The sequence below is a fragment of the Streptomyces sp. NPDC026538 genome, from assembly GCF_055567535.1.
In genome coordinates, this window is sequence record NZ_JBVHQG010000004.1 from 71,578 (window position 1) to 97,308 (window position 25,731).

Below are 25,731 nucleotides of genomic sequence, written 5' to 3' on the forward strand. Positions count from 1 at the left end.
GGTTCCTCGGGAACATCCCCGCGGGCGCGGGGAGCAGACGCGCGCCACGTTGGGCACGCCGCTGGGCATGGGAACATCCCCGCGGGCGCGGGGAGCAGCATGAGGAGATTTTCCACCGGATGCACCGGCAGGGAACATCCCCGCGGGCGCGGGGAGCAGCCAACCTGCCGAGCCGAGACTCGCCGTCACAGGGGAACATCCCCGCGGGCGCGGGGAGCAGGGGCCTCGGGCAGGTTCACTGTGGTGTCTTCCGGGAACATCCCCGCGGGCGCGGGGAGCAGCGGATGCGGTGCGGGACCTTGACGCCCCGGTAGGGAACATCCCCGCGGGCGCGGGGAGCAGTCTTCGGTGCGCCCGCCTATCACGTCGGGATCGGGAACATCCCCGCGGGCGCGGGGAGCAGCCCGGCCTGCGGCTTGGTACTCAGGGAACAGTGGGAACATCCCCGCGGGCGCGGGGAGCAGGAGTGGCCGATCAAGGAGTCTGCGGAGGCTTGGGGAACATCCCCGCGGGCGCGGGGAGCAGCTGGAGCTGCTCGGCGGTCGCGCGGTCGGCTGGGGAACATCCCCGCGGGCGCGGGGAGCAGTTGCGATACGGAGCGGAGCCGCCCAACGGCTGGGGAACATCCCCGCGGGCGCGGGGAGCAGGCCGGAGCCACCCAGCCGAGTACCGGCATCTCGGGAACATCCCCGCGGGCGCGGGGAGCAGCCGCTGCGGCCGATCTGCTCGCGCAGGGGCAGGGGAACATCCCCGCGGGCGCGGGGAGCAGACTGTTTGACCTGGGCGTCTACCTCCGAGGCGGCGGATTCCAGAGCAGTTTCTCTGAACCCGGCAATCGGCCCAAACTCGTCGCAATGCCCTTCAGGCTCTTCCGAAGCGTCGGCGTTTGGCCGTCTTGCTCCATCCGGTAGGGGCCGTGGTGGGTTGGGGCGACTGTGGGGACGGGGGGGTCGTGTCGGGGCGGTGGATGAGGGTGGCGCCGTCGTGGTCGACGGGGTGCCATGCGTGGTCGTGGGTGCGGAAGGTGAAGCCCTGTTCGTTGTTGGTGGTGTGGGCGAGCAGTGCGCGTCCTTGGCCGGCGTATTGCTGGACCTCGTGCCAGAGCGCGTCGCGGATGCGGGCTGACGGGTTGCCCACGAATACGCCTGCGGAGATTTCCAGGAGCCAGCGGGTGAGGAAGCCGCGGAGTCCTGCGGGGCAGTTGGTGAGGACGATGACGGTCACCAGGCCACCTGTTCGTAGTCGCCGGTGTCGTCGTGGTTGACGCCGGAGGGGACTTCGAGGCCGCCGTCGCTCTGGAGGGTGACGATGTCCCGGTCGCCGCCGGGGTCGGCCGAGGTGGTTCCTGCCGGCAGCAGCAGGTGTTTGATGTCGTCGACGCAGCGTTCCAGCAGTGACGTTTCGTTGATGCGGTCCCGTAGAGCGCGGCGGGTGCGGGGGCCGACGTCCTCCTCGTCCTGTGCGGCGACGTCGAATGCGAGGGGGATGCCGATCTCGGTCTTGTAGAGGTCGGCGATGTCGAGGACGAAGGACAGTTCGTGTCCGGAGTGGACGAAGCCGAGGGCTGGGCTGCAGCCCAGCGACGTGACGACGGCGTGGGCGATGCCGTACATGCACTGGGCTGCCGCGGTGATGCCCTGGTTGACAGCGTCTGCGGCGGTGAAATCGCCGGGGGCGTACTGGCGGCCGCGCCAGCGGATGCCGGTGCGGGCGGCCTGGGTGCGGTAGCAGTCTTTGACGCGGCGTCCTTCCCGGCCGAGGAGTTCGTGGCGGGTCAGGCCGTCGGGGTCTTCGTCGGGGAAGCGCAGCCGGTACATCGCGCGGGCCACGGCGAGGCGGCTGCGCGCGTTGGCCCACTGCCGGGCCTGGGCTTCCATGAGCGCTGAGGAGCGGGTGAGGGCACGGCCGGCGGCGTAGTAGCGCACACCTCGCTCTCCGACCCAGCAGACGGCCGCGCCTGTTTCTCCCAGCACGCTCATCGCCTGGTGGGTGATGCGGGTACCGGGGCCGAGGAGGAGGGTGCCGATGGTCGCCGAGGGGATGTGGGTGGTGCCTTCTGCGTCCTGGGCGGTGATGGCGTTGGCGTCCCGGTGGACGGTGCACCGTTCCAGGTAGATGAAGGAGATGCGCTCGGCGGTGCGGGTGAGTTGCCGCGGTGTCAGTGCGGCGTGCTGGGAGATCGTAGTCATGGTGTCTGCCGGGCGGGCGTGGCGAGGGGTGACAGGGTGATCAGGCCGCAGCCGTAGGCTTTGGCCCGGCCGATCCCCTGGGTGAGGGTGCGGCGCAGGGCTGCGGGGTCGGTGACTTCGAGCCGGCCATCGAAGGTGACGGCGACGAGGGTGACGGGTTTGCTCTTCCTGTCGCCGTCTGTGCGCCTTTTGTCGAAGGAGCGGCTGTTGTGGTCGCGGATGGACAACTCGTAGCGGTCGCCGTGGTGTTCGTGTTTGCCCTGGTACGTCGTGCCGCTGGGCAGGAGGCGTTTGTCGTCGGCCTTCTCCAGGATGCGGAAGCCGCTGCGCTCCTGGCGCTCGATCAGCCACGCCGTCTGGTGAACGGGGGTGAGATGGGCTGTGATCTTGCGGGGCTCGTCGGGGGTGCGGCGGATGGTGTGGACCGGGTTGGCGGTCAGCCGGAAGGCCCAGCGGTCGCCTGTGGAGAGCTTGTCGAGGAACGGGGTGTAGGGCCTGGTCTGCCAGCCGGGGGTGTGTGGGTCAGCTGCGGCTGCCGCCGGCCAGCCGGCCTGCTCGACGAGGTGGGTGAGGTCCGGGCGGTCGGGGCTGACGATGTACAGCAGCACCTCGGCGCGGGCCTGGTGGTCCAGACGCCACAGCACCCGCGGCGCGTCCGGTGCGGGGACGTCCGTGGGCAGCAGACCGGGGAACGAGGACATGACGGCTGCGTGCAGGGCCTGCGGCGAGGACAGCAGTCGGCGGGCGCCGGGACGGGCCGTGTTCAGGCGGAAGCGGGAGAGGAACATCAGCAGCTCTCATCCTCCAGAGCATCGAACGGGTCATGCCGCGGGGCGACGGCCGCGACGGCGCCGGGCACCGGCACCTTGGTGGTGACGACGGTGCGCAGAGCGTGGCGGCGGTGTGCGGCGGCGAAGCTGAGCGGCTGGTCGCGCAAGGTGTCGGCACCGCCGTGCTCGCCGGCTGCCGCCTCGCACAGCACCGTCAGTCCGTCCTGCGGACGGAAGCGGTGCTGCCTGCGGTACCAGACGGACGCCTGCCACGACGCTTCTCGGAGCACGCTCTCCAGGCAGGCGTCCTCGTACAGGCCAAGTTCGACCGGTGCGGCGGGCGGGCAGGAGCGGCGGCCGAGGAACGGCAGGTAGACCGGGGATTTCAGCGCGGTATGCAGATCGGTGAGCAGTGTGTGCTCGCCTTCGACGGCGGCGACGAAGACGGCGTCGGCGAGGTAGAAGCGTTCCGACAGCGGCATGGATTTGCCGGTGACGGCGTGGTGGGCGGTGTGGAAGTCCCGGATGCGGGTGCCGGGTTGGTCGATCCGGACGCCGAACCGCAGGGCCGCCAGGGGCGCGAGTGCCGTGTCGTCGCCGCGTTCGATGCCTGCCGCGGCTGCGAGCAGGCCGATGACGCCGCTCTTGGTGGGGGCGGACTCAGTGGTGCGGCGGGTGAAGCGGGAGGAGGCCCCCCAGGACTGCAGGGGGCCTGCCAGCCGCAGGGCGAGCACGCCGCTCATGCGGGCTTGCCCAGGCGTTCGGCGACAGCTTGGCCGACGGCGGTGACCAGGTCGCCCAGGGTGTCGGACTCGGTGCCGAGGCCGGCGAGTTTGAGGGTGTTGGGGCCGACGCGCAGGACCCAGCTGAGGGTGGAGTCCTGATCGCCGTAGGCGCGTTCGATGTCCGGGACGTAGGCGGCGAGGCGGTCGGACGCCTCCCGGACGTGGCCGCCCTGGTCGCCGCGGACGGGTTCTTCGAAGGCAGCGACGAAGCTGATCGGGCGAGTGGTGCGCAGCTTGACCACGACCGCGTCGGGCAGGGTGTGGTGCCCGAAGGTGTTGATCTTCCCCGTCGGCAGTGAGGAGACGAAGCTGTGCACGAACGCCTCGACCGCACGGCGCACGGGTTCGGTCCTCGGCTCGTCCTCGCGCAGGCCCTGACCGAGGTTGGCGGCGAGCTGGTCGACGCCGAGGGCGGCGTAGCGGTAGAGGGTGGCGGAGTTGAAGTCGACGGTGCCGATCATCCCGGCTCCGGTCTCCTCCTCGGTGTTCTCGTCGTCGACGGCCGTGTAGTAGTCGGACTCGTTCTCCACCCGGTGCACGCTGATGGCGTGGGCGACCTGGACGGCGGCGTCGACGTTGAAGTCGGCGGCGTCGGCGACCATCCGGCCGAAGAGGGCGATGTCGACGGAGTGGCGGCTGTCCGCGATCTCCTTGGCCTTCTCCTTGTTCGTCTTCTCCTTGAGGAAGGCCGTGATGTCGGCGGCGCCGTCGACGGCGAGGCGGGCCAGGCCGTCGAGCTGGCGGGCGCTGAGGAAGACCAGGTACTTCGCCTCCGGCGCCGGGGTGTTACCGGACTCCTTGGCGGCGTCGGCCTTCCGCTTGGGCACTTCAGTCTTCAGCCCGGTCGCCTTGACCGTCTCGTCGGCGAGTGCGAGGGCCGTCTCAGCGCTGAGGGAGGGGGCGAGCTCAGTGATGCGCCTGGCGAGCAGTTCCACGACCTTCTTGGTCCGCACGCCGAGTTCGCTGGGATCGAGCAGGTGCTCGTCGTCGAAGTAGGTGCGGGTGGCCCGCTTCCATGCCTGGCTGGAGACGCGTGCGCGCGGCACACCGCCGTACACGGCCGTCTTCGGCGCGCCCGTGTCGTCACGGTTGAGGTTGCTGGGCGGGACGGTCTGCAGGGCGTGCACGTCCAGGAAGATGCGGTTCACGAGGCGTCCTTGTCACTGTCGTCGAGGCCGGCGGCGGTGTCGTCGAAACTCTGGCCGGTGGGTTGTGCGGCCGGTTCCTGCCAGGAGTGGAAGGAGCGGCCCCACTCGCGGCGGATGGTGTCGGCGCCACCGGGCCACTGCCAGGTGTAGAGCTGCCCGGCGAGCAGGCCGTAGTCGAGGGGGATGTCCGCGCGGCGCAGCAGGACGATCAAGTCGCGCAGCCGCTGGGACAGGCTGGTCAGGTCGGGGGCGGTGCCGGCGCGCACCAGACGCTTGCGGACGGGCTCGTCAATGCCGTCCGGTGGCATCAGACGCCGCACAGCCGCCCCCAGTCCGGCCGGCCGTTTGTACGTGTGGGGGCGGTGCATGCGCGCACCACGGGACTGCTGGTGCAGCGCCCAGAGCGTGAGGGCCGCGTGCAGGGCGTCCTCCGCACGCACGAACTCCTCCTCGCCGAGCGGCCGCACGCCTTCGAGGCGGACTTGCAGGGGGGAGGTGTCGACCAGTTCCCATAGGTCGGGCAGGTCGGCGGCGTCCCGGCCTGCGCCACGGCGCAGACGGGCCAGCACTGCGACGTCCTTCGGGCTGTCCCTGAGGTAGCCCTCCTGCCACGGCTTGATCTGTGCGGCGGCGAGTTCAGCGATCCGTGAGCGGACGCTCGGCGGGGCTGTTGTAGTGGTCATGCGGGTACCTTCGGGTCGGTCGCGGAAGTGGCGGACTCATGACGGCCGGGCGGACCTGACGGAGGTGTGCCTGCGTCGTCTCGCTCACCAAACTCCGATGCGCGGCCCAGAGCCTTGGCCAGGCGCCCGCGGAACCACTTGTCGGCCAGGCCCGCGTTGAGCCACAGAGCGCCCTTCTTGTCGGTGACGGTTCTGCCCTGCCAGGCGGCATCCCCCGCCTGTGCGACGAGTCGGTCGCCGAGACCGGCGACGATGCTGTGTACGTCGCGCTGCCATCGACGGCGGCGCTCGAACGGGTCACCGGCGTCCGCCAGGGCGGCGATCCAGATGCGGTAGGGGTTTTCCAGCGCGGTGAAGCCGAGTTCACGTGCTGCCGATCGCGCCCCCTCACCCTCGGTGCCGGCCGCACGGGCCAGATCAGTGGCCAGATCGCCCAGCGTCCGCACCGCAAGGTCAGCGTCGTCGGCAGCTGCGATCGCCTGCCGGCCACACGTACGGTCCTGGCGGTGCAGGAGCACGACCGGCATGGCGAGTTGGTCGTCGACCACCTCATCGATCACGGACTGCTGTGTCCCGTATTTGGCGCCGACGATCCGGGCCCTGATGAGGAAGCCTCGCGGCAGTTCCCCCTCGGTGACCAGGCGGGCGATCCACTCCAGGATCCCGGGACGCAGGTACGCGGCTGCTTCCGAGCCCTGGACCGTATCCGACCGGTCCGCGACGAAGGAGGCGATGCCCCGCCACGCCGAGCGGGCCGGATCGTGCTCGCGGGGCAGGTAGACCGGCGACTGGCGCAGCTTCTTCTCCTGCGCCAGGCTGCGCCGCCACGAGGTCATCGGCTCACGGCGGTGCATGTTCCGCGACGCAAGAGGGTCTCCGTAGCCGAGAACGACGCCCGTGACCGCATCTTCGTCGTGATGGAGACGCAGCCGGCGCGACTGCCACGTGTACAGATCGCGCAGCCCGGTTGGCGTGCGTTCGGATCCGCCGGGAGGGCACGGTTCACGCCGCCAGGCGGGCCGGTCGTCCGCCGTGAACTCCAGGGCGTCGGTGTCGGCGGCCACCAGGTTCAGCAGCAGCGTCTCGCGCAGGGTGTCGCCTTCCGCGAAGACGCCGCCCAGGCCGCCGGCCCACCCCGTTCCCAGCGGATACACCTTGCCGCCCCTGACCCGGTCGTCGCCTACCGCACCGGACTTGATGCCGGACGTGTCGTAGGCGTGGGCGTGGACGACCCAGCGGGCCGCCTCGGCGAAGGTGAGCCGTTCGACGGTGGGCATCCGGGCGGTGAAGAATGGCTCCCCGTTGGGCACGTCGGCCACGATCCGGTTGAGAGAGGAGACCTCGTCCTTCGCCGTGCGCAGCCCAGCGGTCTGGAAGAACGGGGCGGCCGGGTGGAAGAGGTCGAAGCGCTCGCGGTGCGTGTCCAGGTAGGCGCCGACCGGCGCGAAGCACTGCGGGTCGGCCCACAGTTCGGCCCAGGACTCGACGTCGCGGGGGCCGTCCAGGGCGTCGTGGGCGATGGCCAGCAGCAGGCGTAGCAGCGCGAATTCCTGGGTGGGCAGGTCTCCCGCGAGGCGCCGCACCTTGGCGGCCTGGGCGAAGATCTGACGCAGCGACAGCTCCTCCTGTGAGCCGTCACCTTTCAGGATCCCGATCCACGGCTCGGTGGTCAGGTCGAATGAAGGGGCATGGGCCGTGCTGTCACCGGTCGGTTCCGTCACGGGTCACCTCCAAGCCGTCGGAAGGGCTGTAGTGAAGCGCATAGCCTGCCAGCAGGGTCTGACAATCCTCATCGAGCGCGAGAATCAGCTGGCCGGCCAGCCACGGGCTGTCCTTGCTCTGCCAGGCGGGCACGTACAGCTGCTCCAGTGCCGCGATGGCCTTGTCGAGGGTTTCGGCGTAGGAGAACTGGATGGGCAGCCGCAGCCCGCAACTCGCCGCCGCCCGGGCAGCGAACGATGTGGGCACCTGGTCCTGCGGCAGCTCCAGTCCCCCGCGCTGGCGGCCCTGCTTGTCTGCTTCCAGCCACGGGAGGGTGGCGAGGGTGCCGTCGGCACGCCGCTGCACGACGACGACTTCCAGGCTCTCCCGGCTGTCGCGGACCTGGGCCCGCCCTGTACGAGTGTCGTCGGCATCGCCCACCCCGGCCGCCACCCAGCCGAACAACGCCCTCCCGGGACGGCCGACTTCACCGAGGCGGTACACGGCCGCCCGCTCGGCCTGGTCGGCCCGGTGCCGCTCGAACCGCGCCCTTGCTTCCTCCAGCGCCGGCACCCAATGCTCCGGACCGGCCGGAGCCTCGGCGTACGCACCCTGGACGAGCGGGCTGATGTCAGCGGGCAGCCGCACGGGGCGCTGCGGCCCGCCGTCGAGATGGGGCAGCAGCACAGCGGCCGACCGCAGCAGCGCATACGCCCCGTATACCGCGACCGATCCGCGCACCGGGACGGGCACGTCCGCCTCCCAGTCGGCGCCGGTCAGCAGGCATCGTGCCACACGCAGCCGCGCGGGTCGTTCGCTCTGGCCGTCCCCACGCTGGTGACGGTGCAGTCGGCCCATCCGCTGCAGCAGCAGGTCCACCGGGCACAGGTCGCTGACAAGGAGATCGAAGTCCACGTCCAGGGACTGCTCGGCCACCTGGCTGGCCACCACGATATGCCGGCCCGAAGGCCGCCCCGTCGCCTTGCCGGGCGGACCGAACCGCCTCAGCAGGTCACGGTCCTTGGCCGCCCGGTCGATGTCCACGAAACACGAGTGCGCCACGCTGACGGCCTCGTCGCCGAACCTCTCCCGCAGCACCCGGGCTGTCTCCAGCACCCGCTTGACCGTATTGCGAACGACGAGTACACACCCGCCGCCGGCCAGCTCCGTCTCCAGCCGGTTGGCCAGAACATCCAGGCCGTCCGCAAGCCGCTCGACCCGGACATCCGTGCACCGGGCCGAAGCAGCCGGATGGCGTACCACGGGCATACCGGCCGGCGCGACAGCGGTGAGCAGCGGATACACCCCGTCTGCCGGAACGCTGTCGACCTGTGTGCCGGCTATCCCGGAGTACGCCTCGACCAGCTGACGCCGACGCGCAGCAGGCAGGGTCGCAGAAAGCACGACCACGGGAACCCGGTAGGCGCCCAGCCAGGCCAGCACCCGGTCCAGGTAGACACTCATGTAGGTGTCGTAGGCGTGCGCCTCGTCGATCACAACGACCTTGCCCGCCACCGCCAGATGACGCAGCGCCAGGTGCCGGCTCTTCAGCCCGGCGAACAGCAGCTGGTCGACGGTACCGGCCACGAACGACGCCAGCATCGCCCTCTTACGGCCCCGCAGCCAGGTGTGAGCCACCAGCTCGGCACCCGCAGCCCGCGTCGCCTCCCCCAGCCGCCCGGGCACAGGCACGACGGCATCCACGTCGACCGCCGCCACCTGCCCGCCACGGGCCAACAACCCAGCGAAGACCTCATTGAGAGCCGCCTTAGAATGCGCAAGGTGCACAGAGTGCCGGCGGCTGCCGTCGTCCGGCAGCCGCTTCAGCCACTCCAGCAGCCGAGGGAACATCGCATTGCCCGTCGCCATCGTCGGCAGTGCGAAGAACACACCGCCCGCACCCGAACGCGCCGCGAAGACCTCGGCCACAGCGAGCGCTGCCTCCGTCTTCCCCTCCCCCATCGGAGCCTCGATGACCATCAGCCCGGGCGCCTCCATCTCCCGGGCCAACGCCAGCGCCGCCTCCTGAACCGGACGCACCCTCGCCCCCTGCGGAAGCCCGAACCGAGACACGAACAACTCCTGCGCATCCTCGACAGGCTCTGCGGCCCGCCACGGCGCCGGGAGATCCAGCCCCCGCCACGCCGCCGCCAGCCGCTCCTCACTGCCAGAAGACGCAGCATCCGGGAAGTACGGGAAGAGGTCGGGATTGCTGGCGATCCAGTCGGAGACGATGACCAGCGCGGTCAGCAACACCTGCACAGGCTGCGGCAGTCTCACCTCCCGCCACGCCTGAAGCCGATCCCCCACACCAAAGCACTCAGCGCACGCATCGAGCAGCTCCCCCTGCACCTGCCGCCACACCCCACTGCTATGGCCAGGAGTACGCAGCAACTCCTCATGGTCGTACAGGGCCTTGATCTGACCGTTCTCCGGCGGCACCCCATGATGCCCGCCCACCGCCACGGTGAACTGCCCTGTCTGCTTGGCCGTCCACCCGTGACGCTCCTCCAACCACTCACCCAGCAATACCTGACCGGCCAGCCCGTGCGGTGCCAGTCGCCGATCCGGCCCCATCGCCTGACGGGACCGCATCTCCAGACCCTTCTCCCGCATGACATCGGCGAGTTGATCGACCTGACAGGCGAACGCCGGCGTCGCCTTACCAATGTCATGCACACCCGTAAGCCACACGACAAGCCTGCGCCCGTCCCCCTCGCCACCGGGCAATACCTCAGCGATCAACCGCCGCACACCGAAAGGCAACCACTCGTCCCACAGAAGGCCGGCGACGGCGGCACTGTCCTCCATGTGCCGCCACAAGGGCAACCATCCGTCAGCATCACGATCATGCTTCGCCCATACCGACCGCGCCGGCACCTGAAGCCGCGGCAACAGCCCACAACCGAAAACACCCCCACTGGTCATGCAAGATGCCTACACGCAAACCAACACCCAGCAGGCCAAATCACGGAAACAAACTTGATCTGCAGCCGATGCAGCTATCCAGCCCCCAACAGGCACACGCAAACCGTAAAATGATCTATTCGCCACAAGCACCCACCCCCGAAGGAGGAGGGCGCGAAATGCACCCTTTGTCGAGATCGATGAAAGTACGTGAAACCGCGCCCTCCCAGCCCTAGACCGGCAGGTCAGACAGTCTGCTCCCCGCACCCGCGGGGATGTTCCCGGGGATGAGCCGAGACTGCTCAGAGCGGAGATCTGCTCCCCGCACCCGCGGGGATGTTCCCGACCGTGGCGTGAGCCAGACCGTGGGCGGCTCCTGCTCCCCGCACCCGCGGGGATGTTCCCGCGACCTGGTCGAAGAGGCCGGGCGGGGTGTGCTGCTCCCCGCACCCGCGGGGATGTTCCCGGCAAGAGCACGGTGATGGACGCGGCGGCCAACTGCTCCCCGCACCCGCGGGGATGTTCCCTGCGCGAGCTGGCCGGTGAACGGGTCCCACAGCTGCTCCCCGCACCCGCGGGGATGTTCCCTCGTGGCAGCCGAAGCCCCAGATGGAGCCGATCTGCTCCCCGCACCCGCGGGGATGTTCCCCCGCTCCTCGAGGAGCGCGGCGGCCGGAAACCCTGCTCCCCGCACCCGCGGGGATGTTCCCCCGAGGCGGAGTAGCCCACAACGCGGACTGCGCTGCTCCCCGCACCCGCGGGGATGTTCCCAGCTCGTCGGCAAACACCGTCCAGCCGCCCGCCTGCTCCCCGCACCCGCGGGGATGTTCCCCCGGTCTCGATGCGCACGCTGCGCGAGGTGGACTGCTCCCCGCACCCGCGGGGATGTTCCCGAGCCGCCGACGACGGAGAACAGATTCCAGCTCTGCTCCCCGCACCCGCGGGGATGTTCCCGACCCCGCGAACAGAGCGACCGCCGCACAGACCTGCTCCCCGCACCCGCGGGGATGTTCCCGGACCATGCCGGTTCCGACAAGGAGCGCGGCCCTGCTCCCCGCACCCGCGGGGATGTTCCCCCGTTCTCCGCACCCGGGGCCAGACCGAAGTCCTGCTCCCCGCACCCGCGGGGATGTTCCCGTGCGGACCAGCCAGTCCGTGACCCAGACCCCCTGCTCCCCGCACCCGCGGGGATGTTCCCGGGCCGAGCGCGGTGGACGTCGCAGTCATGACCTGCTCCCCGCACCCGCGGGGATGTTCCCTCGTGGCAGCCGAAGCCCCAGATGCTGCCGATCTGCTCCCCGCACCCGCGGGGATGTTCCCGTGGTCACGGCGACCTCCCGCCGTCAGGGCATCTGCTCCCCGCACCCGCGGGGATGTTCCCAAGGCTGCTACCGCGGCCCGCCTCGGCGTCGACTGCTCCCCGCACCCGCGGGGATGTTCCCGGCATATGCCTCTGCGAGCCGCATAGCCGAGTCTGCTCCCCGCACCCGCGGGGATGTTCCCTGGTCGGCGGTCGCTCCGTACCAGCCGCCGATCTGCTCCCCGCACCCGCGGGGATGTTCCCGTGGCGACCTGCTGCCGCCCCTCGTTGGCGAACTGCTCCCCGCACCCGCGGGGATGTTCCCCAGACCTGTCCCGCAGTCGAGAGGGTCGACTCCTGCTCCCCGCACCCGCGGGGATGTTCCCGGCAGTCACGCGAGACCGGTCTCATTGCGGGCCTGCTCCCCGCACCCGCGGGGATGTTCCCAGCTTGGTCATGACGTGCTCCTTCTACTGGGTCTGCTCCCCGCACCCGCGGGGATGTTCCCACAGCTACCGGCCGTAATGGAAGGTGTTCGTCCTGCTCCCCGCACCCGCGGGGATGTTCCCCACCGCCGGTAGAACCGGGTCTCGCCGTCGACCTGCTCCCCGCACCCGCGGGGATGTTCCCTGGCCTGGCAGCGACCCGAGGCCGGACCCGAACTGCTCCCCGCACCCGCGGGGATGTTCCCCTGGGGTTTCTGCTGTTCACCTGACCCGATATCTGCTCCCCGCACCCGCGGGGATGTTCCCCGTCCCCTACCAGGCGCGCAGAGAGACCCAGACTGCTCCCCGCACCCGCGGGGATGTTCCCGGGTCGACCAAGGAGTCGCAGCAGTTCGCCGCCTGCTCCCCGCACCCGCGGGGATGTTCCCTGGTGGCCGGTCATGTGCTGGCCGCCAACTCGCTGCTCCCCGCACCCGCGGGGATGTTCCCACCCGCTCCCGTATCTCCTGCCGGCAGTCCTCCTGCTCCCCGCACCCGCGGGGATGTTCCCATGTGGGGTCCGAATACGCGGGCGTTCTTCAACTGCTCCCCGCACCCGCGGGGATGTTCCCGGCTTCGGCCACGCGTCGGGGTCGGCCATGAACTGCTCCCCGCACCCGCGGGGATGTTCCCCCCAGTACCGCAAACGAGCCGCTCATCCCCACCTGCTCCCCGCACCCGCGGGGATGTTCCCAAGGCTCTTCGTGAGGTTGTCGTAGCCGGTCACTGCTTGGCTCTGACGCTGTTCAGCGGCCCCGGCATGTTGGCTTCCAGCGGCCCTAGTTGGCGGGTCGCACGGGTGCATTGAGGGGTGGTGACGGGGCGAAGTGGCCCCACCCCGGCTCTTGCGGTGAGACGGTCCCTGTGGTCTCCAGCAGGGGCGGTGCTGTGGATGTCTTTGTCGAAGCAGGAGTTGTTCGACCGGATCCGGCGGGACAACTGGCAGCAGCAGCTGTCGATCCGCGCCCTGTCGCGGAAGTACGGCGTTCACCGCCGTCTCGTACGGGAGGCATTTTCCTCGCCGGTGCCCACACCGTGCCGCCGGCCGGTGAGGACGTCACCTCGGATGGAGCCCTACAAGAAGACCCTCGATGCCTGGCTGCGGGCTGATCTGGAGGCTCCGCGCAAGCACCGGCATACCGTGCGGCGGATCGTGGCGCGGATCGAGGAGGAGTTCGGCGAGGTGATCCCGTATCCGACGGTCCGGGACTTCGTCGCGGCTCGCCGCAAGGAGATCGCAACCCAGGCGGGGGCGCCTGTTGAAGCGTTCGTGACCCGGCACAACGCGCTCGGTGCGGATGCCGAGGTCGACTTCGGGGACGTCTACGTCGACGTGGCCGGCCAGCGCACCCGCTGCTACTTGTTCGCCTTCCGCCTGGCCTACTCCGGCAAGGCGGTGCACCGCGTCTCACGCTCATGCGGTCAGCAGGCGTTCTTCGAAGGACATGTCCACGCGCTGACCACGCTGGGCGGAGTGCCGGCCGGTCAGGTTCGTTACGACAACCTCTCACCGGCCGTGAAGAAGGTGATCTTCCGCAGCCGCTCGCGGGAGGAGAACCCGCGCTGGACCAGCTTCCATGAGTACTACGGCTTCACCCCGTTCTACTGCGAGCCGGGGCTCCGCGGCGCCCACGAGAAGGGCGGGGTCGAGGCCAGGTCGGCTACTTCCGCCGCAACTACCTCACCCCGGTGCCCCAGGTGGACAGCTTGGACGAACTCAACGCCCGGCTCACCGGGTTCGAGGCGAGGGAGGACGAACGGCGGATCGGAGCAAGGATGCGGACCATCGCGCAGGACTTCGCCCGCGAAGCCGGCCACTTGCTGCCGCTGCCGGACGCTCCGTTCGCCACCGGCATCACGCTCACGCCCCGCGTCGACCGCTACGGCATGATCACCGTGAAGATGTGCCGGTACCCGGTCCCGGTCCGCTTCATCGACCGCAAGGTCACCGTCACGCTCACCTGCGACGACCTGACCGTCTATGACGGCCGACGGGAGATCGCCCGCCACCGGCGGCTGACCGGCCGCGGTGCCGAACGCTCCGTGCTGGACCACTACCTGGAAGCCCTGCTGATCAAGCCGGGCGCCCTGGAACGCTCCGAGGCCCTCCACCAGGCCCGCGCCGAGGGCACCTTCACAGCCGTCCACGAAGCCTTCTGGGCCGCCGCCAAGAAGGCCCTCGGAGACACCGACGGAACAAAGGCCCTGGTCAGGGTGCTGTTGCTGCACCGACACCAACAGCACGCCGACGTGGTGACCGGGATCCGCGCGGCTCTTACGGCCGGCACCTTCAACGAGGACGTCATCGCGCTGGAGGCCCGCAAAGCGGCCCAGGCGACCGGGCCAGCGCCGACCGTCACGGCCGCCAGTGCGCCCGCTCCTGAGCCGGTGGATCCCGGCCCGGCCCAGGTCACACCCCTGACGTCGCGCCGTCTCGCCCGTGCTCTGCCCGCCGACCAGCGTCCCCTGCCCCGCCTGGAGCAGTGGGACGAGTTGTTGCAGCTTCGCCGGAAGCACTCGTCATGGCCACTGCCCATCACGCGCTGACCGCCCAGGCATCCGACGCGGCGATCGACACCGCCTGCCGGCTGCTGCGGCTGCCCTCCATGCGAGCCCAGGCCGCCGACACGATCGCCCGGGCCGAACGCGAGGGCCTGTCCTATGCCGGGTTCCTCGCCGAACTCCTGATGGTGTCGGCGTACGTCCTGAGCTCCCCAACTGCGTACGGATGAACGTCCCCAGTTACGTTCGCGGGTGCGGCATGGCAGATTCGGGTTGAGACCGACACCCTGCCCCAGGGACACTCGCACGATGAGCGAGAGTACGTCGGCCACCGGGACAGTGGAACAAGGCTGGGATGAGCCCTGGTACCGGGTCCGCGCGGAGGCATTCGAGGTGTCGTTCCTGCCCAGCCCGGACGAGGACTTGGACTCGATCTGCAACGTCGATGTCTTCGTGAACCTCCAGGATGGCTCCCGGTGGACCGCGACTGTCTTCACGGTCGCAGAAGTCGAACGCCTGATGGACGTCGGGGCAGAAAGCGGCGAGGCTCTCGGCGGCCGCTACTTCTGGGTCTCAGACGGCCTGATCGTCCGGGATCCCGGTGTCGACAGCATGACTCAGGTGATCGCCGGACTGATCGAGACCGCCGAGTTCTCCACGGTCTTCCAGCGACTCGAAGACGACTGATCAGGCCCCCGGCAGCCTCCTGGACGTGCCCTGTCAGGCCACGTCCGTGTCCCGCTCGATGGCTTTAAGGCGGTTCTTGAGGCGGTAGCTGGGGCCGTTGATGGAGATCACGTCGCAGTGGTGAGGAGCCGGTCGAGGATGGCTGTGGCCAGGACCTCGTCGCCGAACACCTGTCCCCATTCGCTGAAGGTCTTGTTCGAGGTCAGGATGATCGAGCCCTTTTCATACCGCTTTGAGATCACCTGGAACACCAGGTTCGCTTCTCCGCGTTCGAGGATCTCGTAACCCACCTCGTCGACCACGAGGACGCCCGGCCGCAGATAGGTGCCGAGCTTGTTGGCCAGACGCCCGGCTGTCTCGGCGGCCTTGAGGTTGCGGACCATGTCGTCGAGGCTGGTGAAGTAGACGGAGTAGCCGGCCCGGCAGGCCGCGACCGCGAGAGCGACGGCGATATGCGTCTTGCCCACACCGGGCGGTCCCAGGAGAGCGGCGTTCGCCTTGGCCTCGACGAACGAGAGCGTCGCAAGGTCCTTGACCTTGCGGGGGTCGAGGTCGGGCTGGAAGGAGAAGTCGTACTCGTCGAGCGTTTTGTGGTGCGGCAGCCTTGAGAGTCGAAGGCCCTGGCGGAAGCGGCGATCGTCGCGGACGGCCAGTTCTTCGGAGAGGACCAGGTCGAGGAAGTCGAGGTAGCCCATCTTGGCTTCATCGGCCCGGTGGGCGAACTCGTTGATGGTCTCCGCGAGGTGGGGCAGGCCGAGCTTGCCGGCCGTGGTGCGGATGCGGTTGCCGGTCAGCTCACTCAAGACGTTTCCTTCGGCGCTCGGTGGGTGGTGAAGGGTCGGGTGCCGGTCAGCTCGTCATAGACCGACAGTGGACGGCGGCTGACCTCGACCTGAGTGGCAGCGGCCCGGTTCAGCAGGGCCTGCAGCGGGCCGGCTTCCTGACCCGCAGACCGCTCGCAACGAGGCTGGAGAGGAACATCTCCAGTCGTGGTCCGGCGTCCCTTCCCGGTGGGCAGACCGTCCCAGTGCGTCTCGTCGACGACGCGGGCCCCGCGGCCGACGGCTCGGGGATGGGCCGCAAGCAGCGTGCTGCCGCCTGCGAGGGTGAGAGTCGAATGCAGCATGAGCTGGGACTTCATCGCCCGGATCTCGACCAGTTGGCGAGGGCTGACCCTGCGGGCCGGCACCGAGTAGAGGCTGCCGTCAAAGGCGACCAGGCAGTCCTTGCCCACGTGCCGAAGCTGCCGCTCAGCCACCAGATACGGAGTCGGGGGCAACGGCTTGAGAGCCGCGTGATCCCTGGCTACCCGATCCGCGATGACCTCACGATGGGTCTTGTGGATCTGGGGCCGCCGCCGAGGCACCCATGCCAGGAAGGCGGCGTCCATCTCCTCGATGGACGAGAAGGAGCGGCCGGACAGGACGTGGTCGCGGACGATCAGGACTTGCCGCTCGACCCGGCCCTTGCCCTGCGGCCGGTAGGCGGCCAGGACGTCGATGTCGAAGTCATAGTGGCCGGCGAAGCCGACCGCTTCCGGATGCAGCGGGACTCCCTCACCGGGTGCGACGTGGCGGCGGACCACTGTCTTGGTCCGGTCGTAGACGATCGTCATCGGAGCCCCGCCGAAGTGAGCGAAGGCCCGGCGGTGGCAGTCGAAGAAGGTCTGCAGGTCCTGGCTGGTGGTGAAGCAGCAGAACGGGTCGCGCGAGTACGACAGCGTCATGTGGAACGAGTAGACCTTCGCGATGCCCATGTGAGCGAGGACCTTGCCCTCGTCACCCCAGTCCACCTGAGCCTGGGCACCGGGGATGACCTCGAACCGGCGGTGCATGCCCGCCAACTCCTTCGGTGTGATACCGAGTTCCTCGGCGATCCTGGGCCGAGCTTCTTGGACGTAGAGCTTGGTCCGCTGATAGTTCCCGGTGAACCCCTACTCTGCAGCCACCCGCTCGGGGATGACCGCGGCCTTCATCAGGATCTCCGCCCGCAGCATCGAGTCGATCACCGGTGCGAACTCGTCAATCACCCTCCCACGCGACCGCCCGCTCGGCGAACGGCGAGGAGGAGTCGCCGGACCCGGCGCTTGACAGGTACTTGCGGACCGTCTTCCGATCCAGCCCCGTCTCCCTGGAGATCTCCGACAGGCTCATCGCTCCGGACTCGAGCAGGCCGCGGAACCTCCGCAGCTCCAGCCAACGCTGAGGATCCAAGACCACTGCCAGCCTCCCCCGCCACCCGAAACGACCAAGCAGCAGAGTGCCGAGCAGCAGACCTCACCGCATCAACAACTGTCCCTTTTCATCCGTACGAAGCTGGGGACGTTCGCGGCTCTGTCCGCAGTTCCGTGAATCCGCAGGTCAGGGAGGTGAGCGAGGGATCGTTTCGGCAGAGTATGTCCCGGCATGGCAAGCAAGACGGTCGAGGCTGTGCTGTTTCCCGGGATCGATGTGCGAGTGGAGCGCGTCAGCGACTCTTCAGACGTCCTCGTGGTGGAGGCCGTGTCCACCGCTCGCCCGGGCCGGTGCCCGGACTGCCGGAAACAGGCGAGGCGCATACATAGCACGTATCAACGGGCCCTGGATGCGAGGCCGTTGGGCTCTCGTCGGGTCATAGTCCGGCTGCGGGTGCGCCGGTACTTCTGCGACCGGAAGAGCTGTTCCCGCATGACGTTCGTCGAGCAGGTGCCGGGCCTGTCCGCGCGGTACCGCCGTTCCAGCACCGGGCTGGCGGGCTGGCTGCGGTCGATCGCGATCGAGCTCGGCGGCCGTCCCGCCGCACGGCTGTGCCGCCGGCTGCGGCTGGCCGCGGGCCGGACCCGGCTGCTGAGGCTGTTGACTGCGCCGGCGGTGCCGGACCGTGCGCCGCGGGTGCTGGGGGTCGACGAGTTCGCCTTCCGCAAGGGCTGCACCTACGGCACCGTGCTGGTCGACGTCGAAGCCGGCCGGGTGGTGGACGTGCTGCCCGACCGCACCTCCGAGACGTTCGCGGCCTGGCTCAAGGACCATGCCGGCGCGGAGATCATCTGCCGGGACCGGGCGACCGCCTACACCAAGGCGGTCAGGGAAGCCGCCCCCAACGCCCTCGAGGTCGCTGATCGCTGGCATTTGCTGCAGAACCTCTCCGCCGCGGTGGAGAAGACCTGCCACCAGCACCGCGACTGCCTGCGCAAGCGCGCCGAGGACGAGACGGTGACCGAAGCGCCCGAGGTGCCCGAGGTAACCCCGATGCTGTTACCGCCCACGGAACTGCCCCGCACTCAGATCATCGAGCGCACCCGCCATCGCTACGAGGACATCCACCGCCTGCTGGAGAAACGCTGGACGATCAGCGCGATCGCCCGCCGGCTGAACCTCGACCGCAAGACCGTCCGCCGCTTCCGCGACACCGACCTCGACCAGTTGCTTGCCTCCGCCCGCGAACGCCGCCCCAACGGCGTCCTGGAGCCGTTCAAGGCATACCTCAACACCTGCTTCACCGAGGCGCAAGGCCAGGTCAGCGGCACCCGGCTGTTCCTGGAGATCCAAGCCCGCGGCTACCGCGGCAGCCGCCAGGTCGTCCGCAAACACCTTGCCGCCCTGCGCGCGGGCACCGCCGAACCGGTGAGGGCCGACATCCCCAGCCCCCGCAAGATCACCTCCTGGATCATGCGGCCCCGCGAGACCCTCACCCATAGTCAGAACGAGCGCCTGCTTCAGGTCCGGCTCGCCTGCCCGGACATCACCCGGGCCTGCGACCTCGCCCGAGCTTTCGCCGATCTCGTCCGCCACCAGCGCGGATACCTCCTGCTGGAGTGGATCCGGCAGGCCGAACAGGACGCACCGAGGCCGATGAAGGGCTTCGCCGGCTTCCTCCGCCAGGACCTCGACGCCGTCATCGCCGGACTCACCCTGCCGTGGAGTTCCGGGGTGGTCGAAGGCCATGTGAACCGGGTGAAAACGCTCAAGCGGGCGATGTATGGCCGGGCCTCCTTCGAACTGCTTCGGACCCGCATCCTCACCCAGCCATGAGCATCACACCGACCGTCCCTACAAACCCTCTACGCTTCTCGCGTGCGCTATCTGACGGAGTCCTTCGCCCTCGGCGCCCTGAGGCGAGGCCGACCGGTCGAGCAGTTCCTCGGCCCCGCTGACTCACCCCAGCGTCCCGGCATCCGCTACATCGAGGTCAGACCGGCCAAGACCCACTACGAGATCTACCTGCACACCCTGGAAGACGTTGGTCACGAAACCTTCGTCGACGTGGTCGAGTTCCCTCCTCTTTACACCGACGATGAGGAAGAGGAGTTCGGCCGCCTTGTCGCGACTCGCGACGACCCGCTCATCGCCCTCGCAGCCGCCGAAGAAGCCACCGGAGCGGAACGCGGAAGGTGGGTCAACGCTGGCATGGTTCAGGACGAGTATTTCGACTATGTGGTGGCCGGACGGCCAGCAAACAGTTCACCAGACGGACACCCCTGGCCCGTGCCGCCGCCCAATCGTTGACGATCAACGGGACCACGGAACTGCGGCCAGAGCCACGTTCGCGTGTACGCCGACAGATGGCCGAGTGCGAGGACCGGGAGCGGCGCCGGGCCGAACGCCGCATCAGGGCTGCCCACTTCCCCCGCGAGAAGTCGTTGCGGGAGTTCGACTACAGCGTCAACGCCAACGTCGACCCTGCGGTCGTCCATAATCTCGCCACCTGCGAGTGGATCGCCAAGGGTTACCCACTGTGTCTGATCGGGGACTCGGGAACCGGCAAATCGCACCTGCTGATCGCGCTGAACACCGCCGCCGCCATGGCCGGCTTTCCGGCGCCTTGGACCTCGGCGCGTAGGCGCCGGAGATCTCGCGGTGCTTGAGCTCGCTGATCGCCTCGCCACGGGTGGGCACGGTGTGGATGTCGAGTGCGCCTTCCGCCTTGTCCTGCAGTATCTGGGCCATCACCCGGTCTCTCGCACTGGAGCCGACGATGGCGACACGCACCCGGTGCGGGTGGGGGGCCGGACATCCCCTCGAGGTAAGCCCATCCCATGCTGACGCACATCAGCAGCGGGACCAGAAGAAGAGCGAGGACTTGGCGCAGTGCGCCCGGTGGTGCGGCCGGCGCCGGCCGACGCTCGTGAGCGGCAGTGCGGGCGGTGTGCATAAGCGGCTTGGCCCCTTCTCGACGTCATTGGTAAATGCGCCTGTTTACCTGTGGATACATAGACGTGCCGGAAGACGACAGTGCCCCAGCCCGGGGCCCGAGGCCGCCGGCCGTGTCGCGCACTCGAGGCGAGAGCGTGAGGCCCGGCGCGCCCGGCCGGACCCCATCACTCGCGGCTGTCCCCCGTCGCGCACGGTCCTCTCCACATCCACGACGCGGGCGGCCGCACCCTCAACCGACTCGCGACAACCTGCCTGCCGAACAAGCCGACGGTCAGCAGGCAGGTTGTCGCCCCGCAGCAAGAGGGTCCGATCGAGCGGCCCCCCGAGCCCGGCGACCGCCGCTCGCGCACCCTGCGGGCGACCCGGGCCAAAGGGGCCATGCCACGTCGCATGAAATGGTCTGCCGCAGAGGCCGATGTGACGGGTCGTCGAGGGATGTCGAGGTCATTCGGGCTGTTGACCGGTCGTGGTCGGGGGGCTGTCGGTGGTCATGGTGGTGGCGATGGCGTGGATCACGCGAGGGAGGATGCGCGCGCGGAAGGAGGCGGTGGGGGTGCCGTGAATGATTTCCTGTGCGGTGGTTCCTTCGTGCAGTGCGGTGATCAGCAGCGCGAGGTCGCGGCAGTCGTCCGGTGCGATACCGTGCGTGAGGTCTGCCAGGAGGCGGGCCATTCCGGCGCTGAGACGGTTTTCGCGGGGGGCGAGTTCGGCGGCGACGGCGGGATTGCGTCCGGCGTGGAGGGTGAACTCCATGGAGACGAGGAACCATTGCTGGGCGGAACGGTCGGGGGCCGCGAGGTGGTCCAGGACCCGTCCGACCGGGTGCGAGCCCCGTGTGTCGTCCTGTGCGGCCTGTTCGAGGCCGGCGAGGATGTGATCGATTTCCGCGTCGTAGAGGGCGAGGAACAGGTCCTCTTTGCTGCGGTAATTGGAGTAGAAGGCGCCGCGGGTCAGCCCGGCGTGCCCGCAGATGTCGCTGATCGAGGTCGCGTGGTATCCGCGTTCGATGAACAGCGCACGGGCGCTGTTCATCACGGCTGCCACGGTTCTGGGGCGGGTCTTGGTCGGCGACTTGGGCATGGCGTGCTCAGGCCTTTGGGTAGTCGTCGTAGAAACCGGCGCCGCTCTTCACGCCGAGACGGCCGCGGCTGATGTGATCACGCAGCACCACGCGGGGACTTTGCGGGTACTCCGGGTGTTCGGCCGCGTAGTGCTCCTCGATGTCGAGGACGACGTCCAGGCCGATCTGGTCCATCAGCCGGAACGGTCCGCCCTTCAGGCCGGTGTTGACACGGAACATCCCATCGACGTCCTGCGGGGTGGCCACGCCGTCGGCGACCAGTTCGAGGCACTCGCGTTTCACCGCGGCCCATACCCGGTTGAAGATGAACCCGGTGCTCTCCTTGCGGGCTTCGAACGGATGCACCCCGAACTCCGGAAGCGTGGCCAGCACGAAGTCCAGGACGTCGCGGTCGGTCTTGCCGCAGGACATCACGTCGGCCGCGTTCTGCGTGGGCGGCATGTAGAAGTGGATGTTGAGCACGCGCTCGGGATGCCGGACATGGTCGAGGAACAGGCGGCTGGCGTAGGAGGAGGAGTTGCTCGCGAGGATGGTGTCGGCCGCGACGATCGCGTCCAGTTCGCCGAAGACCTGCTTCTTCAGTTCGAGCCGTTCCGGAACCGCCTCGATGACCAGCCACGCGTCCTGGACCGCCTCGGCGAGGTCGGCGCCGGCCACCACGGCGCCCGGCAGGCCGTGCTCAAGACGACCGGCGACCCCGGCCAGGTTCCGCTTGGCATAGTCCACGGCCGCCTCACGCTGCGGCGCGGACAGGTCGTAGACCCGCACGAGACCACCGCGGGTGGCGAACATCAACGCCATACGCCGCCCGAGAGTCCCGGCACCGATCACGGCTACCGGCCGGGACGCATAGTCGACAGGCACTGCAAAACCCACCGCGCTCACCTCTCCCATCATGTCCCGTCACGGCTCTCGCAACGGGTTCCGACGAACAGGCACACCTGAATCCCAAAAACCGGTGCAGCCTGTATCCGATACTGACCGTACTCGTTTAAGCGCCGGGCAACCCGGCTGGGAAGAGTGACGTGCGCCACCCGCCCAGCTTCTGCGGAGTCGCATGGCACCGGCGGACCCGTATCCACTGCACACGCCGCGCAATATCGCTCTCTTTCCGGCAGGCCGGATTCGGGCCTCAGACACGGGGTGCCGAGCGGGCCGAGCCAGGCGTCACGCCAGGGCCAGTTGGCGGCCAGGGAGCGTCGTGCTCCACGGGCGATCCGCGCGGGCGGGACCGCCATGAGCCGGGGGACGGATGGTGGACGGCGGTGGCCTTGGCACAAAAGGTGGAGGCGAGCGTCCAGCCGCGCGCATCAGATCGCCCGGGACCCCGTAGCCCGGCTGCGCAACGCCCCGAACGTGACACCCGCGAGCTCGCGACCGCCCTGACCGGCGACGCCACGCCGAACGCCCCGAAGCGAAGCAGGCCCGGCGACACCTGGAACCCTCGTCAAGGAGGGCCGCGCCGACGTCGGTCGGGCTGGAATTGCCCAGGAGTCCCCATCGCAACCCTCGCGGATCACCAAGAAATCGACCCGATGCCGCCCGGCAAGCGGTGCCGGGCCGAGTTCGAGCTGCCCCTGTCCCGCACGGACAACGCCTTTCCCGGCAGAGGAGTTGACGGCGTAGGTAGGCGTGCCGGTCGTGGCCGCCGAGGATGGCGGCGAAGCCGTCGCAGTTGCCGTAGTGGATCTGCCATCCCTCCTGCCGTCTCAGGCAAAGCGGCATCAGCTGGCGCCTGCGATGCCCTTCGCGTGGGACTGCGGCAGAGCGGACCGGCAGCGGGCTTGTGCGGCGCCGTCGGCGCAAGGGGCATGCAGTCGGCGGAGAGACGAGTCGAGGACCTGGATCGTCCGCGCCCAGCACCGGGCCCCGGCGCCCCGGCCGTGGTGGGCCGGGACGCCGGGGCCCGGTGCGGCTGTATCTGCCGGGCGCGGGTCAGTGAGCCCGCGCTGACGCTTCCCTGAGCGGGATGACCGGGGCGGAGGGGGCGGGCCCGGCCGCCTCGGTGAAGGGGTCGCGCGGGGTCTCCAACTCTATGAGACCGATGGTTTCCCGCTTGAGGAGGGAGGCCAGGGTCCAGTCGACGAAGACGCGTACCTTGCGGTTCATGGTCGGCACGCGGCTGCCGTGGTACAAGCGGTGGAACCACCAGGCCGGGCGGCCCTTGAGCTTGTACTTGCCGAAGAGCATCGCGACGCCCTTGTGGAGGCCGAGGCCGGCCACCGCGCCCAGGTTCTTGTGCCGGTATTCCTTGTGCGGGCGGCCGCGCAGCGCGGCGAGCACGTTGCCGGCGAGAACGGGGGCCTGGCGTACGGCGTGCTGGGCGTTGGGCGGGCACCAGGCGCCGTCACCGGCGGCCAGGTCGGGCACCTGGGCGTTGTCGCCTCCGGCCCAGACGTGGTCGAGGCCCTTGACCTGGAGGGTGGGCAGGGTGTCGATGTGACCGCGCGGGCCGAGCGGCAGGCCGAAGTGGGCCAGTGCCGGGTTGGGTCGCACCCCGGCGGTCCACACGATGGTGGAGGCGTCCACCTCGACGCCGTTCTCGAGGACCACGTGCCGGTCGGCGCAGGACCCCATGGACGTGTTGAGGTAGACCTCGATGCCGCGCTTCTCCAGCTTCTCCTTGGTCCACACGCCGAGGTCCGCACCCATTTCCGGGAGGATGCGGCCGGCTGCCTCGACCAGGATGAAGCGCATGTCCTCACGGTTGACGCGGGCGTAGGTGCGGGCGGCGTCGCGGGCCATGTCCTCGACCTCGGCGATGGTCTCCACTCCGGCGAAGCCGCCGCCGACGAAGACGAAGGTCAGGGCCTGGCGGCGGATGGCCTCGGCGCTGGTGGAGTCGGCCCGGTCGAGTTGTGCCATGACGTGGTTGCGCAGGCCGATGGCTTCCTCGACCGACTTCATGCCGATGCCGTGCTGGGCCAGGCCGGGGATGGGGAAGGTACGGGAGACCGAGCCGAGCGCGACGACCAGGTGGTCGAAGGGCAGTTCGTAGGTGTCGCCCGCCGCAGAGCGGATGTAGGCGATCTTTTCCGCCTGGTCCACGGAGATGACGTGGCCGGTCAGCACCTCCGCCTTCTTCAGGACGCGCCGCAGCGGGGCGACCAGGTTGCGGGGGGCGACGTTTCCGCCGGCAGCTTCCGGCAGGAACGGCAGGTAGGTCATGTACGAGCGCGCGTCCACGACGGTGACGGTCGCCTCGCCCGGGCGCAGCTTCTTCAGCAGGCGCATCGCGGTGTACAGGCCGAGGTAGCCGCCGCCGGCGATGAGAATGCGGGGGCGTTCGTCGACACGGGCATAGGAATGGGACACGACGGGTCCTTCTGTGTGGGAGTGGGATTCGGGGATGTGCCGGGTTCCGAGGCGTTTGCGGAACACCCAGTAGGTCCAGCCCTGGTAGAGCACGACCAGGGGGGCGAAGAGGGCTCCGACCCAGGTCATGATCCCCAGCGTGTACGGGGAGGAGGAGGCGTTGGTGACCGTCAGGCTCCACGCGGGGTTCAGCGTGGAGGGCATGACGTCGGGATACAGGGACAGGAAGAGGGTGGCCGGTATCGCCGCCACGGTGACGGCGGAGAAGGCGAAGGCGAAGCCCTCCCGGCGGGCCCGGTTGCAGCCGAGCGCCGCCAGCCACGCGGCCAGGGCGATGATCACCGTGACCTGGCTGCGGGAGTTGCCCCGGTCCGCCTGGGTCCAGATCAGGAACGCGGCGGCCGGCCCGGCGGCCACCGCGATCAGCTTCGAGGCCAGCGCGTTCGCGCGGGCGCGGATGTCGCCGAGGGTCTTGAGCGCGGCGAACACGGCGCCGTGGGCGGTGAAGACCAGCAGCAGGGTCAGCGCGCCGAGGAGGGCGTAGGGGTGGAAGAGTCCCGCAAGGCCGCCGACGTACACCTGACGGTGGTCGATGGCCATGCCGTGGGCGATGTTCGCGAAGACCACGCCCCACAGCAGCGGGGTCAGCAGCGAGGTCCAGAAGATGGCGTGTGCCCAGTTGCGCTTCCAGCGCGCGTCGTCGCGCTTGGCGCGGTATTCGAAGCCCACCGCCCGGACGATCAGGCAGACCAGGATCGCGAAGAGCAGCAGGTCGAAGCCGGAGAACATGGTGGCGTACCAGCCGGGGAAGGCGGCGAAGGTGGCGGCTCCGGCCGCGATCATCCATACCTCGTTGCCGTCCCAGACCGGGCCGATGGTGTTGAGCAGCACGCGGCGTTCGCGTTCGTCGCGGGCCAGGAGCCTGGTGAGGACGCCGACGCCGAAGTCGAAGCCCTCCAGGACGAAGTAGCCCGTCCAGAAGAAGGCGACGAGAAGAAACCAGAAATCGCGTAGGTCCATGACGGAAGTTCCTGCCTGTTCGTCCG

At 69.3% G+C, this 25,731-nt stretch carries 17 protein-coding genes, 4 pseudogenes and 2 CRISPR repeat arrays (1 of these 23 only partly in view); of the genes and pseudogenes, 6 read left to right on the forward strand and 15 right to left on the reverse strand.

Features of this window, described 5'->3' with window-relative positions:
• A CRISPR array of direct repeats spans nt 1-769; the repeat unit is 29 nt; unit sequence GGGAACATCCCCGCGGGCGCGGGGAGCAG (it extends 1,334 nt beyond the left edge of the window).
• A 92-nt stretch (nt 770-861) separates the two neighbouring features.
• Genes cas2e through cas3 form a run of 8 tightly spaced genes read right to left on the reverse strand, consistent with a single transcriptional unit; the run spans nt 862 to nt 10,087 of the window.
• Complete coding sequence (cas2e, locus tag ACZ4N4_RS17355) at nt 862-1,224, reverse strand: type I-E CRISPR-associated endoribonuclease Cas2e (RefSeq protein ID WP_467589326.1); 363 nt, start codon at nt 1,222-1,224, stop codon at nt 862-864.
• Nucleotides 1,221-2,189, reverse strand: a complete 969-nt coding sequence (cas1e, locus tag ACZ4N4_RS17360) for a type I-E CRISPR-associated endonuclease Cas1e (RefSeq protein WP_467589329.1) — start codon at nt 2,187-2,189, stop codon at nt 1,221-1,223. Before cas1e ends, cas2e begins: the two co-directional genes overlap by 4 nt.
• Nucleotides 2,186-2,977 carry a type I-E CRISPR-associated protein Cas6/Cse3/CasE gene (gene cas6e, locus ACZ4N4_RS17365; RefSeq protein ID WP_467589331.1) on the reverse strand — a complete coding sequence of 264 codons (792 nt, stop codon included), beginning with the start codon at nt 2,975-2,977 and terminating at the stop codon, nt 2,186-2,188. The genes cas1e and cas6e overlap by 4 nt, the downstream gene beginning before the upstream one ends.
• A complete protein-coding gene (gene cas5e / locus ACZ4N4_RS17370) occupies nt 2,977-3,702 on the reverse strand; it encodes a type I-E CRISPR-associated protein Cas5/CasD (RefSeq protein ID WP_467589334.1) in 726 nt (241 codons plus the stop codon). Before cas5e ends, cas6e begins: the two co-directional genes overlap by 1 nt.
• Nucleotides 3,699-4,892, reverse strand: a complete 1,194-nt coding sequence (gene cas7e, locus ACZ4N4_RS17375; protein WP_467589337.1) for a type I-E CRISPR-associated protein Cas7/Cse4/CasC — start codon at nt 4,890-4,892, stop codon at nt 3,699-3,701. The genes cas5e and cas7e overlap by 4 nt, the downstream gene beginning before the upstream one ends.
• Nucleotides 4,889-5,575 (reverse strand): type I-E CRISPR-associated protein Cse2/CasB, encoded by a 687-nt coding sequence (gene casB, locus ACZ4N4_RS17380; RefSeq protein ID WP_467589340.1) that lies wholly within the window; start codon nt 5,573-5,575, stop codon nt 4,889-4,891. The genes cas7e and casB overlap by 4 nt, the downstream gene beginning before the upstream one ends.
• A complete protein-coding gene (casA, locus tag ACZ4N4_RS17385; RefSeq protein WP_467589343.1) occupies nt 5,572-7,296 on the reverse strand; it encodes a type I-E CRISPR-associated protein Cse1/CasA in 1,725 nt (574 codons plus the stop codon). The genes casB and casA overlap by 4 nt, the downstream gene beginning before the upstream one ends.
• Entirely contained in the window at nt 7,277-10,087 is a 2,811-nt protein-coding gene (gene cas3, locus ACZ4N4_RS17390) for a CRISPR-associated helicase Cas3' (protein WP_467589346.1), read from the reverse strand. The genes casA and cas3 overlap by 20 nt, the downstream gene beginning before the upstream one ends.
• 350 nt (nt 10,088-10,437) lie before the next feature.
• A CRISPR array of direct repeats spans nt 10,438-12,662; the repeat unit is 29 nt; unit sequence CTGCTCCCCGCACCCGCGGGGATGTTCCC.
• A gap of 198 nt (nt 12,663-12,860) precedes the next feature.
• Here cas3 and istA (ACZ4N4_RS17395) point away from each other — a divergent pair.
• The 3 genes and pseudogenes from istA (ACZ4N4_RS17395) to ACZ4N4_RS17405 all read left to right on the forward strand — a co-directional run bounded on the left by istA (ACZ4N4_RS17395) (nt 12,861) and on the right by ACZ4N4_RS17405 (nt 15,157).
• Nucleotides 12,861-14,515 (forward strand): annotated as a pseudogene (gene istA, locus ACZ4N4_RS17395) (IS21 family transposase).
• The gene (locus ACZ4N4_RS17400; protein ID WP_467589349.1) at nt 14,491-14,700 is read left to right on the forward strand and encodes a hypothetical protein; all 210 of its coding nucleotides are present in this window, start codon (nt 14,491-14,493) and stop codon (nt 14,698-14,700) included. The pseudogene istA (ACZ4N4_RS17395) and the gene ACZ4N4_RS17400 overlap by 25 nt, the downstream one beginning before the upstream one ends.
• A gap of 79 nt (nt 14,701-14,779) precedes the next feature.
• Nucleotides 14,780-15,157, forward strand: a complete 378-nt coding sequence (locus tag ACZ4N4_RS17405) for a hypothetical protein (RefSeq protein ID WP_467589352.1) — start codon at nt 14,780-14,782, stop codon at nt 15,155-15,157.
• A 33-nt stretch (nt 15,158-15,190) separates the two neighbouring features.
• Here the strand turns inward: ACZ4N4_RS17405 and istB are convergent.
• From istB to ACZ4N4_RS17420, 3 genes and pseudogenes are all read right to left on the reverse strand, one after another.
• Nucleotides 15,191-15,960 (reverse strand): annotated as a pseudogene (gene istB / locus ACZ4N4_RS17410) (IS21-like element helper ATPase IstB).
• Nucleotides 15,957-17,033: an IS21 family transposase gene (gene istA / locus ACZ4N4_RS17415; RefSeq protein WP_467590601.1), complete on the reverse strand. Its 1,077-nt coding sequence runs from the start codon at nt 17,031-17,033 to the stop codon at nt 15,957-15,959. Before istA (ACZ4N4_RS17415) ends, istB begins: the two are co-directional and overlap by 4 nt.
• A 145-nt stretch (nt 17,034-17,178) precedes the next feature.
• The gene (locus ACZ4N4_RS17420; RefSeq protein WP_467589355.1) at nt 17,179-17,370 is read right to left on the reverse strand and encodes a hypothetical protein; all 192 of its coding nucleotides are present in this window, start codon (nt 17,368-17,370) and stop codon (nt 17,179-17,181) included.
• 192 nt (nt 17,371-17,562) lie between these two features.
• On the opposite strand from ACZ4N4_RS17420, the gene ACZ4N4_RS17425 reads away from it, so the two are divergent.
• From ACZ4N4_RS17425 to ACZ4N4_RS17435, 3 genes and pseudogenes are all read left to right on the forward strand, one after another.
• Nucleotides 17,563-19,167: an ISL3 family transposase gene (locus tag ACZ4N4_RS17425; RefSeq protein WP_467589358.1), complete on the forward strand. Its 1,605-nt coding sequence runs from the start codon at nt 17,563-17,565 to the stop codon at nt 19,165-19,167.
• 42 nt (nt 19,168-19,209) lie between these two features.
• Entirely contained in the window at nt 19,210-19,641 is a 432-nt protein-coding gene (locus ACZ4N4_RS17430) for a hypothetical protein (protein ID WP_467589361.1), read from the forward strand.
• A gap of 56 nt (nt 19,642-19,697) precedes the next feature.
• Nucleotides 19,698-19,976: pseudogene (locus ACZ4N4_RS17435) on the forward strand (ATP-binding protein); the annotation flags it as partial.
• Nucleotides 19,977-20,733: 757 nt separating this feature from the next.
• Here the strand turns inward: ACZ4N4_RS17435 and ACZ4N4_RS17440 are convergent.
• The 4 genes and pseudogenes from ACZ4N4_RS17440 to cydB all read right to left on the reverse strand — a co-directional run.
• Nucleotides 20,734-21,369, reverse strand: a complete 636-nt coding sequence (locus ACZ4N4_RS17440; protein ID WP_467589364.1) for a TetR/AcrR family transcriptional regulator — start codon at nt 21,367-21,369, stop codon at nt 20,734-20,736.
• Nucleotides 21,370-21,376: 7 nt separating this feature from the next.
• Nucleotides 21,377-22,171, reverse strand: coding sequence for a 3-hydroxyacyl-CoA dehydrogenase family protein (locus ACZ4N4_RS17445; protein WP_467589367.1), 795 nt, complete (start codon nt 22,169-22,171; stop codon nt 21,377-21,379).
• Between the two features lie 1,134 nt (nt 22,172-23,305).
• A complete protein-coding gene (locus tag ACZ4N4_RS17450) occupies nt 23,306-24,685 on the reverse strand; it encodes an NAD(P)/FAD-dependent oxidoreductase (protein WP_467590604.1) in 1,380 nt (459 codons plus the stop codon).
• Between the two features lie 72 nt (nt 24,686-24,757).
• Nucleotides 24,758-25,705, reverse strand: a pseudogene (gene cydB / locus ACZ4N4_RS17455) (cytochrome d ubiquinol oxidase subunit II); the annotation flags it as partial.
• Between the last annotated feature and the right edge of the window lie 26 nt (nt 25,706-25,731).